Origin of the sequence: Larkinella punicea, assembly GCF_003334855.1 — a bacterium.
GTDB classification, from domain to species: Bacteria; Bacteroidota; Bacteroidia; order Cytophagales; family Spirosomataceae; genus Larkinella; species Larkinella punicea.
In genome coordinates, this window is record NZ_QOWE01000040.1 from 35,346 (window position 1) to 49,852 (window position 14,507).

The 14,507-nt window shown below is 55.1% G+C and carries 9 protein-coding genes; 5 read left to right on the plus strand and 4 right to left on the minus strand.

Annotated elements, in window-relative coordinates; all coding sequences use genetic code 11:
• Positions 1 to 20: 20 nt before the first annotated feature.
• Positions 21 to 4,157, plus strand: coding sequence for a hybrid sensor histidine kinase/response regulator transcription factor (locus DUE52_RS31215; protein ID WP_114410066.1), 4,137 nt, complete (start codon positions 21 to 23; stop codon positions 4,155 to 4,157).
• On the opposite strand, the gene DUE52_RS31220 is transcribed toward DUE52_RS31215, so the two are convergent.
• Positions 4,154 to 4,480 carry a cupin domain-containing protein gene (locus DUE52_RS31220; RefSeq protein ID WP_114410067.1) on the minus strand — a complete coding sequence of 109 codons (327 nt, stop codon included), beginning with the start codon at positions 4,478 to 4,480 and terminating at the stop codon, positions 4,154 to 4,156. The genes DUE52_RS31215 and DUE52_RS31220 overlap by 4 nt on opposite strands.
• Positions 4,481 to 4,527: 47 nt before the next feature.
• Between DUE52_RS31220 and DUE52_RS31225 the strand changes: the two genes are divergently transcribed.
• On the plus strand, positions 4,528 to 5,274 hold the full coding sequence (locus DUE52_RS31225) for an SDR family oxidoreductase (RefSeq protein WP_114410068.1): 747 nt from the start codon (positions 4,528 to 4,530) through the stop codon (positions 5,272 to 5,274).
• Positions 5,275 to 5,418: 144 nt separating this feature from the next.
• The gene (locus DUE52_RS31230) at positions 5,419 to 6,846 is read left to right on the plus strand and encodes an alanine/glycine:cation symporter family protein (protein ID WP_114410069.1); all 1,428 of its coding nucleotides are present in this window, start codon (positions 5,419 to 5,421) and stop codon (positions 6,844 to 6,846) included.
• A gap of 20 nt (positions 6,847 to 6,866) precedes the next feature.
• Here the strand turns inward: DUE52_RS31230 and DUE52_RS31235 are convergent, their stop codons facing one another.
• Both DUE52_RS31235 and DUE52_RS31240 read right to left on the minus strand, forming a co-directional pair.
• Complete coding sequence (locus DUE52_RS31235) at positions 6,867 to 8,069, minus strand: glycoside hydrolase family 88 protein (protein ID WP_114410070.1); 1,203 nt, start codon at positions 8,067 to 8,069, stop codon at positions 6,867 to 6,869.
• 13 nt (positions 8,070 to 8,082) lie between these two features.
• A complete protein-coding gene (locus tag DUE52_RS31240) occupies positions 8,083 to 9,255 on the minus strand; it encodes an alginate lyase family protein (RefSeq protein ID WP_114410071.1) in 1,173 nt (390 codons plus the stop codon).
• Between the two features lie 431 nt (positions 9,256 to 9,686).
• On the opposite strand from DUE52_RS31240, the gene DUE52_RS31245 reads away from it, so the two are divergent.
• Positions 9,687 to 12,731, plus strand: coding sequence for a SusC/RagA family TonB-linked outer membrane protein (locus DUE52_RS31245; RefSeq protein ID WP_114410072.1), 3,045 nt, complete (start codon positions 9,687 to 9,689; stop codon positions 12,729 to 12,731).
• A gap of 26 nt (positions 12,732 to 12,757) precedes the next feature.
• The gene (locus tag DUE52_RS31250) at positions 12,758 to 14,197 is read left to right on the plus strand and encodes a RagB/SusD family nutrient uptake outer membrane protein (protein WP_114410073.1); all 1,440 of its coding nucleotides are present in this window, start codon (positions 12,758 to 12,760) and stop codon (positions 14,195 to 14,197) included.
• Positions 14,198 to 14,291: 94 nt separating this feature from the next.
• On the opposite strand, the gene DUE52_RS32695 is transcribed toward DUE52_RS31250, so the two are convergent.
• Positions 14,292 to 14,507 (minus strand): hypothetical protein (locus DUE52_RS32695; RefSeq protein ID WP_222930350.1); only part of this gene is annotated, 216 nt, incomplete at its 5' end.

A 14,507-nucleotide genomic window follows, 5' to 3' on the forward strand; every position in this document is an offset into this window, starting at 1 on the left:
GATGGTTTAAGATTGCGAAGATGACTCATCACAAACTCCGCGTCCGGTTCTGGCTGGGCGTTCTCTATACATTTCTGCTGCTACCGGCTGCCATCGGGCAAACGTTCAGCCACCTTAGCGTGGAAGAAGGTCTGTCGCAAAGCAGCGTGTACGCCATCGCGCAGGATCCCAGCGGATTCATGTGGTTTGGCACCCGCGACGGACTGAACCGCTACGACTCCCGCCGGGTGGTGGTCTACAAAAACCAGAACGGCAACCCGCACAGCCTGGCTTCCAACACGATCAACAGCCTGCTGGTGGATCAACACGGGCGGCTTTGGGTCGGCACCACGAAAGGCTTGTGTCTGTTCCGGCCCGATCGGGATGATTTTCAGCGGTTTTCGTTCAACGATTCCCAGGATTCCACCATCATCAGTCTGGCGGAAGACAGCCGGGGCAATCTCTGGGTCGCCACGTTTCACGGATTATACCGCTTGCAGGTCGGCCAATCCCGGCAGTTCGAGCCGCTGGCGAACCTGACGGAGAACCGCCGGGAGTTGAAAAACCGGCAAGTCCGAACCCTCTTCGAAGACCGTAACCGCAACCTCTGGGTCGGCACATCCGGCGGTTTGGTGCAACTCCGGCCGATGCCTTCGGGAAAATTCCAACTGACACATCATTTCCTGGAATCCACCGATGCGGTTTATCACAACGCCTTCAACAGCATCAACGCCATGGGCGAAGACCGGGCCGGACGGCTCTGGCTGGGCACCGAACGGCACGGTATTGCGCTGTTCGACAGACAATTAAAGCGCGTTGTTTCGTGGAACACCGCACCCGGACTGGATCTGAGCACCCAAACCATCCGAACGATTCAGGCTGACGGGAAAAGCAATTTCTGGGTGGGAACCATGTCGGGACTGCACATTGTGGCGCAGGATGGCAGCCGGTTTCGAACCCTGACCAATCAGCCCGCCGACCCCGGTTCGCTGAGCGACAACTCGGTTCGCTCCATTTTCCGCGACCGCGATGGCTCGGTCTGGGTCGGTTCCTACTACGGGGGCGTCGATCTCTACAGTCCGCTGGCCCGGCAGTTTGGGTCCTACCGCCCAATCAGTCGCGAAGGTGGAATGCCGTTCAAAATTGCGGGGCCGATGCTGCCCGCCAACGCATCGAATCAACTCTGGCTCGGCACCGAAGACCGGGGACTTTTTCTGCTCAATGCCGACAAAACCGTTGCCCGGCATTACGTCCACAATCCGAAAAACAACCAATCCTTGTCCAACGACAAGGTCAAATGCCTGCTGGCCGATGGGCCGGACGGCCTGTGGATCGGCACGTTGCAGGGATTGAATTACCTGGATTTGCGCCGACAAACCATCACCCGGTATTTGCACGAACCCAACAACCCGCGTTCGTTGCCGAACGATCGCATTTACGACCTCAAACGCGATGCGGCAGGAATCCTCTGGATTGTGACGAACCTGGGCGGTTTGTGCCGGTTTGAGCCTGAAACAAACGCTTTTGTGCAGTTGGGGCACCGGGCCGATCAACCGAGTTCGCTCAGTTCCAACAACGCAATGAGCCTGCTCATCGATAGCCGGCAACAGTTGTGGGTCGGCACCACGAACGGCCTCAACCGGAAGGTGCCGGGTCGGGATGCCTTCGTCCGGTTTGTTCACCGCGACACCGATTCAACCTCGATCAGCAACAACCACATCACCTGTTTTCTGGAAGACCGGCAACACCGGCTTTGGATCGGCACACGCGACGGCGGTCTGAACCTGATGCGAACCGACAACCGCTCGTTCCGACACTACACCATGGCGCAGGGGTTGCCCAGCAACACGGTTTTCGGAATTCGCGAGGATCAACAGGGGCGTTTGTGGATCAGCACCGACAATGGCCTGGCCCAACTCGATCCCGACCAGTCGAAGATCATTTCCTACAACAAGCACGACGGGCTGGTTTGCAAGGAATTTACCTCCAATTCAACGCATCGGGACGCCAACGGCTATTTTTATTTTGGAGGCTACGACGGCATTGTCTATTTTCACCCCGACAGCATTCGCCGGAACACCGCCCCGCCCCGGCTGGCGTTCACCCAGTTGCGGTTGTTCAACGAGCCGGTTACCAGCCTTTCCCCCGGCGGCATCGACTACAAACAGGGGCTTACGTTTACGCACCAGCAGAATGTTTTTTCGCTGGATTTTGCGGCTTTCAATTACATCAATTCCTTCAAAAACCGGTATGCATACCGGTTGAAAGGCTTCGATAAAGGCTGGAATTACGTGAACGAACCCCGCGCGATGTACATGAATCTGGCTCCCGGCGCGTATGTACTTCAGGTGAAAGGAGCCAACAACGACGGCATCTGGAACCCCCGGCCGCTGGAACTGAGCATTACGGTTTTGCCGCCGATCTGGAAAACCGCCTGGGCCTACATCCTTTATGCGCTGACTTTTGTGGGCTTGCTGGGACTCTGGTCGCGGTTTAACCGAAACCGCCTTCGACTGGCGCACGAACTGGAGGTGGAGCAGATCGAAAAAGCCCAACAGCAGGAACTTCACCAGACCAAACTGAACTTTTTTACGGAAATTGCGCACGAAATCCGAACGCCGTTGACGCTGGTGATGGGGCCGCTGGAGGTGCTGACCGCCCACCGGACCGACGATGCTTTTCTGCAAAAACAACTGGCCGTCATGCGGGGCAGCACCGACCGGCTGTTGCGGCTTTTGAACCAGCTTCTCGATTTCAGAAAGCACGAAACCGGGCATATTCAGTTGCAAAAACGGCAGACGGATCTGGTGGTTTTTCTGGAAAAAATCACGGATTCGTTTCTGGAACACGCCCGTTCGCGTCAGGTCGTCCTGCTCACAGAGTCGGAAGTGACCGCTCTGCCGGTTTGGATCGACGCCGGGGAAATGGAGAAGGTGATCTACAACCTGCTGCTGAACGCATTTAAATTTACCCCGGCGGGCGGTACTATTTCTGTCCGGTTGCAGCAGGATTTTGGCGAGTCAGACGTGGCCAATCGGGCGGTTATTACCGTCGAAGACACGGGTAGCGGCATTCCGGCGGATGAACTGGATCCTATTTTTAACCCATTTTATCAGGTCAATCGTTCCAAAACGCGGGATTCCGGTTTTGGACTGGGGTTGGCGCTCAGTAAAAGTATTGTCGATCAGCACCACGGTCAGATCACGGTCGAGAGTCGGGAGCAGGTGTGGCAAACGGCTGGTTTCACGCGTTTTACGATCACTCTCCCCGTCCGCCTGCCGGGTCAATTCGAACCGGTGCCAACCGACCTGTCGACAGAACCGGAATTTGGCGTTCTTCGGCCAGCGGCTTTGATCGTGGCCCTGGAAAGCGCGAAGGAATCGGAAGAAATACCGCTTTCCGGCAAAAAACTCATTCTGGTGGTGGAAGATCAGGACGACATCCGGGCGTATATCCGGGATTTGCTGGCCGACACCGCCCAGGTGATCGAAGCGGCTGACGGACTGACGGCGTGGGAAAAAGCATCGCAGGTGTTGCCCGATCTGATCATCACTGACGTCGCCATGCCGGTGATGGACGGTTTTACGCTGACGCACCGCATCAAATCCGATCCGCGCACCAGCCACATTCCGGTCATTATGCTCACGGCCAAAGGCACGACCGACGATCAGTTGGTGGGGCTGCAAACCGGTGCCGACGACTACGTGACCAAGCCCTTTCACCCGGTTTTGCTCCAGGCCCGCGTCCGCAACCTGCTGTTGTTGCGGGAGCAGTTGCGGGCCAAATACCACCGGATCGTGACGCTGCAACCGCAGGCGCAGCAACTGGATCACCCCGACGATAAATTCCTGAATCAGTTGATGACGGTTTTGGACGCGCACCTCAGCGATGCCGATTTCAACGTGACCAGTCTGGTGGGCGAAATGGGCATGAGCCGCCCGGTTTTGTTCCGCAAAGTAAAAATGCTGACCGGTTTGTCCGTCATTGACCTGTTGCGAACCACCCGCCTGAAAAAAGCGGAGAACCTGCTGAAACAGAAGAAAGCCAGCGTGTCGGAAATCGCTTTTGCGGTCGGTTTCAGCGATCCCCGGTATTTCAGCCGGGCTTTCCGCGCCCAGTTTGGCGTGACGCCGACGGAGTATAGCAATCAGGTTAACGAGTCGGCTTTGCGTGTTTAGTGCGGAGCTTCTCCTCCGTTGGGGCCGTAAAAAATCACCCACGTACTGAAATCAGGGGTAAAGTTTTCGAAGCGGTGAACGACGCCCGCCTGGACGAACAAGACATCGCCCGGCTGAAAAGCGGTTTTGGTTTCTCCATTCAAAAACTCACCGGTGCCGCTGATTACTACGTAGAGTTCGTCCTGTTCGTGAGGTTGCTGGAGATCGATCCGGTCGGGTTTGTAGAGTTCAACCACCATCGAGCCGTGTTGCATGACGGTCGTGAACACGCTCCCGGTCGTCTGCTGAAGCTGGGCGACGGCCTGTTGGACAGAGATTTGCATTGACGTAAAGGCTGATCATTTTTCAAATAAAGTACTTTTCTTGCAGGATGAAAAAGACTATTCTCATTACGGGCGGGAGCCGGGGAATTGGAGCGGCAACCGCCTATCTGGCCGCTGAAAAAGGGTACGCGGTCGGTATCAATTACCTGACAAATCAGGCAGCGGCCGAAAAAATTGTGGATTCTATCCGGCAACAGGGCGGAAAAGCTGCGGCTTACGCAGCCGATGTCTCGTCGGAGCCGCAGGTCACCGATCTGTTTAACGCCCTTGACCGCGACTTTGGCCCCCTGCATGCCCTGGTCAACAATGTTGGTATTCTGGAAAAGCAACAGCGGGTCGAGGAAATGGATGCGAGTCGTTTGCAGCGCATTTTTACCACCAACGTAGTGAGTTGTTTTCTGTGTTCAAAAGAAGCGGTTTTGCGGATGTCTACCCGACACGGCGGGGCAGGGGGAGCAATCGTGAACGTTTCGTCGATTGCGGCCCGTACCGGCTCCCCCGGCGAATACGTCGATTATGCCGCTTCCAAGGGCGCGATGGACAGTTTAACACTGGGGCTGTCGAAAGAAGTCGCCGGCGAAGGCATCCGGGTCAATGCCGTCCGGCCGGCGTTCATTTATACCGATATTCATGCCAGCGGGGGGGAACCCAACCGGGTCGAGCGGGTCAAGGAAACCGTTCCCATGAAACGGGGTGGGCAGCCCGAAGAAGTGGCCCGGGCCATTTTGTGGTTACTGTCGGATGAAGCGTCGTATTCGACCGGTATTTTCATCGATGTGACCGGAGGTAGATAATTCGGGCTTGGTTAACAAAGAATAGGGTTATTTTTTTAAAATGACTGATAATCTGTGGCAAAATTTAGCTTTTTTACGACATTGTTGAAGAATGGACCTTTCTTTGCAAGCTAACATCCTATTCCAACCCACCTCGTACGTTTCATGGAAAACCTTGTCAATGCCATTAATGACATTATCTGGAGTAATGCGCTGATCGTCCTGTGCCTCGGCGTCGGTGTTTATTTTTCAATCATCACCCGGTTTTTGCAGGTACGCTACCTCAAAGACATGGTTCAGTTGCTGTTTGGCGGCAAATCATCCGCAAAAGGGGTCAGCTCCTTTCAGGCTTTTGCCATTGCCATTTCGGGCCGGGTCGGAACCGGAAACATTGCCGGTGTTGCCACGGCCATCGCCATGGGCGGGCCGGGCGCAGTCTTCTGGATGTGGACCATTGCCTTTTTAGGCGCGGCATCAGCCTTCATCGAAGCTACGCTGGGTCAGATTTACAAGCAGGTGAAAGACGGCCAATACCGCGGTGGCCCGGCCTATTACATCGAAAAAGGGCTTGGAATTCAATGGTATGCGACGCTGTTTGCCATTGCAACGGTTCTGAGTACTGCCTTATTTTTGCCCGGTGTTCAAAGCAACAGCATTGCCATCAGTGCCCAAAATGCGTTTCAAATCCCGGTGGCCGTTACCGGCGGCATTGTGACGCTCCTGTTGAGCCTGATCATCTTCGGCGGGGTAAAACGCATCGGGAAAGTGGCCGAGATTGTCGTTCCGTTTATGGCCGGGGCCTACATCCTGATGGCCGTTATCATCATTGTCATGAACATCACCGAAATCCCCTCAGTGATGAGCCTCATCGTTCGGTCGGCGTTTGATCTGGAACCGCTCTACAGTGGCGTTTTCGGCATGGCCGTGGCCTGGGGCGTGAAAAGAGGCATCTACTCCAATGAAGCCGGTCAGGGAACGGCCCCGCACGCGGCCGCAGCCGCCGAAACCAGCCATCCCGCCAAACAGGGGCTGGTGCAGGCATTTTCGGTGTATGTCGATACGCTGTTCGTCTGTACTGCCACCGCCTTCATGATTTTGTTTACGGGCCAATACAATGTCGTGAATCCGAAAGGCGGTTTTCTGGTCGAAAACATCCCCGGCGCGGCCATTGGGGGCGAATACACGCAAATGGCTATCAACACCCACTTCCCGTCGTTTGGGGGAGGTTTTGTGGCGGTATCGTTGTTTTTCTTTGCGTTTACCACCATTATGGCCTACTACTACATCGCAGAAACGAATTTGAGCTACCTGGATCAGAAAAAGAACAGCAAAACCTTGTTGCTGGCCCTTCGCATTCTGATTCTGGGTGCAACCTTTTACGGCTCGGTCAAAACGGCGGCTCTGGCCTGGACGCTGGGCGACATCGGCGTGGGCATCATGGCCTGGCTCAATATTATTGCCATCGTTCTCTTGCGAAAACCGGCGTTGCTGGCGCTGAAAGACTACCAGGCTCAGAAAAAAGCGGGGAAAGATCCTGTTTTCAATCCGAGAGAATTGGGTATTAAAAACGCCGATGAATGGGAGAAATCCTGAAACGGGCGACGGTTCCGGTTTTAGAACAGCGGTTTTTTCTCGTTCAGCTTCTTCGCCCGCAACAACGCTTCCAGGTAATAGTAATCGGCATAAACCAGCGGCACATCCCGCTCGAATGTCTTCGCGCCCGTGCTGTGCAGGAGCAGAAAACCGTGGTTTTTTCCGACCGGTGAAGCATAACTTTTCGACAAACTGGTGATGACCTGATCGGCTTTGGCCCGGTAGCGGGCGTTGCCGGAACCGTAGGTGCTCAGTTCATACAGGGCCGAAGCCATTACGGCTGCCGCCGACACATCGCGCAGCTCGTTCGGAATGCCGGGCGCATCATAATCGTAATACGGCACCAGATCGGCGGGCATCCGGGGGTGATCGAGCATAAACCGGGCAATGGCTTCGGCCTGTTTCAGAAACTGCGGATCTTTGGTTTCGCGGTAACAAAGCGTGTAGCCGTACAACCCCCAGGCCTGGCCGCGCGACCAGGCCGACGCGTCGTTGAAGCCCTGGTGCGTGTTTTTCTTCAAAACTTTCCCGGTTAGTGTATCATAATCGACCACGTGAAAGGAACTGTGATCGGGGCGGTAATGGTTTTTTAGCGTTGTTTTGGCGTGCGTAACCGCTATTTTGTAGAAACTCGAATCGCCCGTCAGTCGCGTGGCCGCAAACAGCAATTCCAGATTCATCATGTTGTCGATGATCACCGGACACTGCCAGACTTCCTTGTGGTGGTCCCACGACCGGATGATGCCCGCCGTCGGTTTAAACCGTTTGCTCAACGATTTGGCTCCCTGAATAATGACCTCGCGGTACGCCGGATCGCGCGTCAGCCGAAAACCGTTGCCGTAGCTGCAATAGATTTTGAAACCCATGTCGTGCGTACCGGCATTCATCTTCTCGGCTTCCAGGTTGACCGTGTAGAACCGGGCCTGGGTGGCCCATTCTTTTTTGCCGGTAAATTCGTAGAGGTACCACAGTTCGCCGGGGAAAAAACCGCTCGTCCAGTCGCGGGCGGGCACGAGCTGCAACGCACCAGCTTCATTCAACGTTCGGGGTGAGACCCAAAGCGGTTTATTGCTGCTCGGTTTTTTATCGATAGCGGCTACTTCACTCAGCATCAGCCGCGTTTGCTGTTCCGCTCGATCGAACAGGGTTTTGATCCGGGTGTTGGGGACGAAACCGGTCAGCAGACCCAGCACTGCCAGTAGTGAGATGGTTATTTTTTTCATTAGTATGGAGACATTAAAGCCAGATAATGGGATTTCGGATGGGCAGGTTTCGCAGCACTTCCTCAACCTGCGGACGATGCTCCAGTTTTTGCCAGGTTGCCAGCCAGGCCGGTTGGTCGAAAGCCACAGCCCCAAACACCAGAAACGGATGCGCCACCGGCCAGTCGTTCCAGTACATCACATCGGGTTTCAGCGGCCAGTCGGCCTTGTTCTGCACAAACGGAACCAGATAAGAAATACCTTTTCGAATACCGCGTCCGTCGGCGGTCTGGTACGTCCAGAGGTTGTCGGTTTTGGTGGATAAAATTTGGCAGATCATCGTCATGGCATCGAGGTTGAACAGCGAATACCCATACGGTTTGGTCCGGCGAAGTTCCAGCGGAAAACTGCCGTCGGCGGCCATCTGGTCAGGGAGCAGAACGGTTGTGTAGCGGTTTCGGCAGACCGCCAGCAGCGAGTCATTCTTCGTGAGTTTGGCGAAAGCCGCCACCTGCATCACCCAGCAGGTGCCGTGGTTGTTCTTCGCATTCATTTCATCTTTCCCGTACGGATGGGTCGTCAGCCAGATCAGGTAGTCGGCAAACCATTGACGAACAGCCGCTGCGGATCGTTTATCGCTGCTTTGGGCGGTTTCCATCACGCGCAATCCCTGCGCCACTTCCATCAGGTGAATGGTGTCGATGATGCCGATGCCCCGGCCCGTTGCCCGGCCTTTGATGGCTTGGGTGTAGAGCAACGACGGATTCATGCGCGTGGCCGGATCGACAAACCAGGCGTTGAGGTGCCGGAAAGCCTGCCGGACGTAGGTTTCGTCGCGGGTGATGACATAGGCCGACGCCAGCGCCCCCACCACCCGGCTGAAGCGAATCATGGCCTGGCGGTGGGCCACAAAATTGTCGGGGTTGGTCATGCCGTCGCGCTGGACATACGGCCCCTGCGGGTTGGCGGAGTCGGGCCACCAGTAGTCGCCCTCCGAAAAGAAATCGTGTTTGCCACCCGCGCTCCGGGGCGAGGTTTGCGCCGTCACGGTGATGGGTTCCTGCTGCATGGCCCAGCGGGCTTCGGCCAGAACGTCGGACTTTAACGTGGCCACAACGGCTTTCGGCGGTTTGGGCAACTGCCCATAAACAATCCCCGCCAGCCAGTGGCAGATCAAAACCGGGAAGAGGAGTAACCGTGTTTGCATCGGTATGACTTAAAAGGTACAGACTCGTCCGGCAACCCCCGAAAACGGGGCTGTCGTAAACGTGAAATCAAAGCAGGATCGAAAGCAAATATAGGAGAAAGGAGACGAGTACTACGATGGACCCGACTTCAGCAATGGATAGAATAAGTCTGTTTTTTCTCACAGGGATCGCTCCTACGGTTTGGAAGTGCAAGTTTAGTTACGTCCAACTTTTTCTTGATAACGTCTAGTGGTCAAATTGGTGGACAAATCGTTCAGGTCGATCAAAAACCGTTCAAAGAGGTGGACAAACCGTTCGATTTAGATTATTCCGACATTTTTTAGTCTCCTGGCAATTAATATTGCTTAGTAATTAACCAATCAGCTTTGTCAACCCGATCAACAAGCATGTGGGCGTCGAGGGTACAACCTATTTTACAATTCTAAATCCTATGAAAAAAAACGGTACAAAAGCCAGCCGGTGGATCTGGTTCGCCCTGCTGGTGGGCCTGCAGTTTCCAATCCTGCTCATGGCGCAGCAAACCGCCCCGGTCTCGGGGAAAGTAACGGGGGCCAACGGTGAAGCCATTCCCGGAGCCAACGTGGTTGTGAAAGGAACGACCACCGGAACCTCTACCAATGCACAGGGTACATTTAGTTTGAACGCGCCGTCCAACGGTACGTTAGTCGTTTCATCGCTGGGATTCACCTCGCTCGAAGTGAACATCGGTGGTCGGAGCCAGCTTACGATTACGCTGGCCGAAGACCAGAAAGCGCTGGAAGAAGTCGTGGTGGTGGGCTACGGAACGCAGCGAAAAAGCGACGTGACCGGTTCGCTTTCATCCGTTTCGGCAAAAGACATCAAGTCCGTTCCGGTGACGGGCGTTGGGCAGGCCTTGCAGGGCCGGGCCGCCGGGGTGCAGGTAACGCAGGCATCCAATGCGCCGGGCGGTGGGGTAACGATTCGGATTCGCGGGGGGAACTCCATCAACGCCGGAAACGAGCCGCTTTACGTCATCGACGGTTTTCCGGTGTATAACGAAAGTGGCGCGAACCTGAACCCGAACGACATCGAGTCGATGGAAATTCTGAAAGATGCGTCGGCGACGGCCATTTACGGGTCGCGGGGGGCCAATGGCGTGGTGCTGATTACGACCAAACGCGGTAAATCAGGCCAAAACCGCATCGAATTTGAGACCTATTACGGCATTCAGCAGGTGCGGAAAAAATTGCCGATGCTCAATGCGACGCAGTATGCGACGCTGGTGAACGAAGCCAACACGAATGCGGGTCGTGCGCCGGTTTTCACGGATGCGCAAATCGCCGGTTTTGGCGAAGGAACCAACTGGCAGGATGAAATTTTCCGGGAAGCGCCGATTCAAAACTACCAGTTGACGGCATCGGGCGGTTCGGACAAAACGCGCTATGCGGTTTCGGCCAACTACCTGAATCAGCAAGGTGTTATCATCAATTCCGAGTACGACCGCGCTTCGTTCCGGTTCAATTTCGACCATAAAATCAACGACCGGTTCAACATCGGAACCAGCCTGAACGTGATCCGGAGCCGCAACAATGCCGTGCCGACGGATGCCGATGGCGGAACGGGTGGAACCGTCGTCTACAGTGCGCTGAACTTCTCGCCGACGCAGCCGGTTCGCAACCCGGACGGAACGCTGGTGGTTTTCAACACGCCCGGCCGGATTCAGATTGGTAGCCCGGTGGCACAGGCATTGGGAACGTTCAACAAAACCGTTGGAACGCGGATGATCGGGAGTGTATTCGCCGACTACAAAATCATTCCGGGGCTAACGTTCCGGACGAGCTTCGGTGCCGATGTCAATTACTCCAAACGGAGCCTGTATCTGTCGCGCAATACCGCCACCGGTACGCAACTGAGCGGTCAGGCGTCGATCATCAACACCCAGTCGTCGACCTGGCTGAACGAAAACACGCTGACTTACAACAAAACGTTCGGGAGTGTTCATAACCTGACGCTTCTGGCGGGTTATACGATGCAGGGAAACCGGTTTGAAAGCGTCGAGGCCCGTTCGCAGGGATTTGCCAACGACATTCTGACCTACGAAAACCTGGGGTCGGCGTCAACGGCGCTGGTGCCGGCGTCGTCGGCCAGCAACTGGCAGCTTAATTCGTACATCGGTCGCGCCAACTACGATTATGCCGGCAAATATTTGATGACTGCAACGGTTCGGGCCGATGGTTCATCCCGGTTTGGAGCCAGCAACAAATGGGCGGTTTTCCCGTCGGCTTCGGTGGCATGGCGGTTGTCGGAAGAGGATTTCCTGAAAGGTAATAACGTGATCAACGACCTGAAACTGCGGGTAAGCTACGGCTTGAGCGGAAACCAGGAAATTACGCAATACCAGTCCCTGGCGACGCTGGGAACGCAAAATGCCAACTTTAACAACACGGTTGTGATCGGCATCGGGCCATCGCGCGTGGCCAACCCGGATTTGCGCTGGGAAACCACCGCGCAGTTCGATATCGGTGTCGATGTGGGCGTCCTGAATAACCGCATCACGCTGACGGCGGATTATTACAACAAGAAAACGACCGATCTGCTGCTGTCGGTGCCGCTGCCGTACGTTTCGGGGTATGCGTCGGCTCTGCAAAACCTGGGGAGCATCCGGAATCAGGGTGTAGAACTGGGCATCAATTCCACCAATTTGACGGGTGCGTTCAAGTGGACAACGGCGTTTAACATTGCGGCCAACCGCAACGAAGTGCTGAATCTGGGCGATCAGACGGAATTTGCGTCGGGCGATGCCAGTGGTCACCTTCAGCTTCCGAACTCCGGGCTGGTGCGGGTGGGCGAGCAGATTGGCTTGTTCTACGGCTACAAAACGGATGGCATTTTTCAGACGCAGGCCGAAGTCGATGGATCAGCGCAGAAAACCGCTAAACCCGGCGACCGGCGTTACGTCGATCAGAACGGCGACGGTGCCATCAACGCCAGCGACCGCGTGATTCTGGGATATGCCCAGCCGAAACTCTACGGTGGGTTGACCAATACGTTCTCCTACAAAGGCGTCGAACTGAGCATTTTCATGCAGGGAACCTCCGGCAACAGCATTTTCAACATCAACCGCTTTGAGCAGGAGTCGCTGACCGGCGTAAGCAACCAGTCGACGGAAACGCTGAACCGCTGGACACCGACGAATCCGAGCAACACCATTCCGCGCGCCAACGCCGTTGGTAATGCCTACGTGTTGTCGAGCCGCCAGATTGAAGATGGGTCGTATCTGCGGGTGAAAAACATCAATTTGTCGTACACGCTGCCGTCGTCGCTGGTCAGTAAAATCAAACTGTATAACGTGAAGGTCTACGTCAGTGCGCAGAACTGGATTACGTTCACCAACTACAGCGGTTTTGATCCGGAAGTGAACCGGTTTGGACAAAGTACGCTGAGCCAGGGCAGTGACTACGGGAGCTATCCGGGCAATAAAATGATTCTGGCCGGTCTGAACATTGGACTCTAATCCGACCTTAAACTTTTTGTAAGATCATGAAAATCAAACCTATCCTTGCTGTTGCCGCGTTGACTTTCGGGCTGGGAGCGTGTTCGCTGGAAGAAACGCCCCCGTCGTCGCTGGCTCCGGTCAATTTTTATACGAATGCCAACGATGCCACGGCGGCCGTCAATGCCGTCTATGACATTGCCAATCAGGTGGGCGATCAAAGCCGGAATTTCATCATCATGGGCGATTTGCCGTCGGATGATATGGACCCCCTGCTGAACAATGCCGACCGGGTTCAGCTCTGGAGTTTCCAGACCATTCCGACCAACAGTGTGGTAACGCAGAGCTGGCAGGTGATCTACCAGGGCGTCAACCGCGCCAACACCGCCATCGACCGGATTCCGGGGATTTCGATGGACGAAACGCTGAAAAAGCGGCTGATCGGGGAAGCGAAATTCCTGCGGGCCTTCTATTATTTTTACCTCGTTCGCTGGTATGGTGGGGTGCCGCTGATGCTGACCGAAACCCAGTCGCTGAGTGCGGGGAAAGATGTGGCCCGGGCCAGTGCCGATGAGGTCTATACGCAAATCATCAAGGACCTGACCGAGGCCGAAACGTCGTTGCCGGACAAGTTTACTGGTGCCGATCTGGGCCGTGTTACCGCCGGTGCCGCCAAGTCGATGCTGGCGCGGGTGTACCTCAACAAGAAGGATTTTGCGAACGCGCGGGCTAAATCCAAAGAGGTGATCGACAATGCCGCCAAATACGGTTACGGTTTGTTTGATCGGTACATCGACGTGTTTGCCATTTCGAATAAAAACGGGAAGGAGTCGGTTTTCGAGATTCAGTTTGTGGGTGGCGGCAGTGGCCAGGGCAGTGGTATGGTGACGTATTTTGCGCCGGAAAACTCGCCCATTACGGGCCGGGGTTTCGGGTCGTTCATTCCGACGATGGATCTGTACAACAGCTTCAAAACCGGGGATAAGCGCAGGGAACTGTTCCTGAATTCGTACGTAAACGGAGCGGGTCAAACTGTCAATACCTTCCAGCATTTCAACAAATACGTCGATCCGTCGGCGCGGGCGTTTGGCGATGCCAACAACAACTTCCCGATCATCCGGTATGCCGATGTGCTGCTGATGTTTGCCGAAGCCGAAAATGAAATCAGCGGCCCCACGGCTGCGGCTCTGGACGCTATCAACCCCATTCGTCGCCGGGCTTACGGTTTTCCGTTGACCGGCGCTTCGACAGCCGACTTCACGGCGGCTTTAACCAAAGAAGCCTTCCGGCAGGCGATTTGGGACGAACGGCGTTGGGAGTTCAACGCTGAAGGACACCGCTGGTTCGATCTGGTACGGACGGGCCGGTTGGTGCCACTGCTGAAAGCCAAAGGCAAAACCAGCATTACCGAAACGCATACGCTGTATCCGATTCCGCAGCGCGAACGGGATCTGAACCCGAATCTGACGCAGAATCCGGGGTATTGAGCAGTTTTTTAATTTAAAATTTAAAATAATGAATGTCAAATGATAAAGTGTTTCAATGCCGCGCACTTTTACATTTGACATTCATCATTTTAAATCAGTACTGTACGAAGGATTTAAAATGATTAGTAAACCGTTTTTCCTTCCCTTTTTTGGTCACGATTTTTGCAGACTCTTGTCGATGCAAACGCAAATGAGGGGTGGTTGGCCGCGTAGCGGACGGATGTTTGTAGCCACAGTGTGCCATCAAGAAAGCCCGCGTGCCTTTGGGTACGCAATCACCTGCACCTGCCTGTTGCGTACCCAAAGGCAC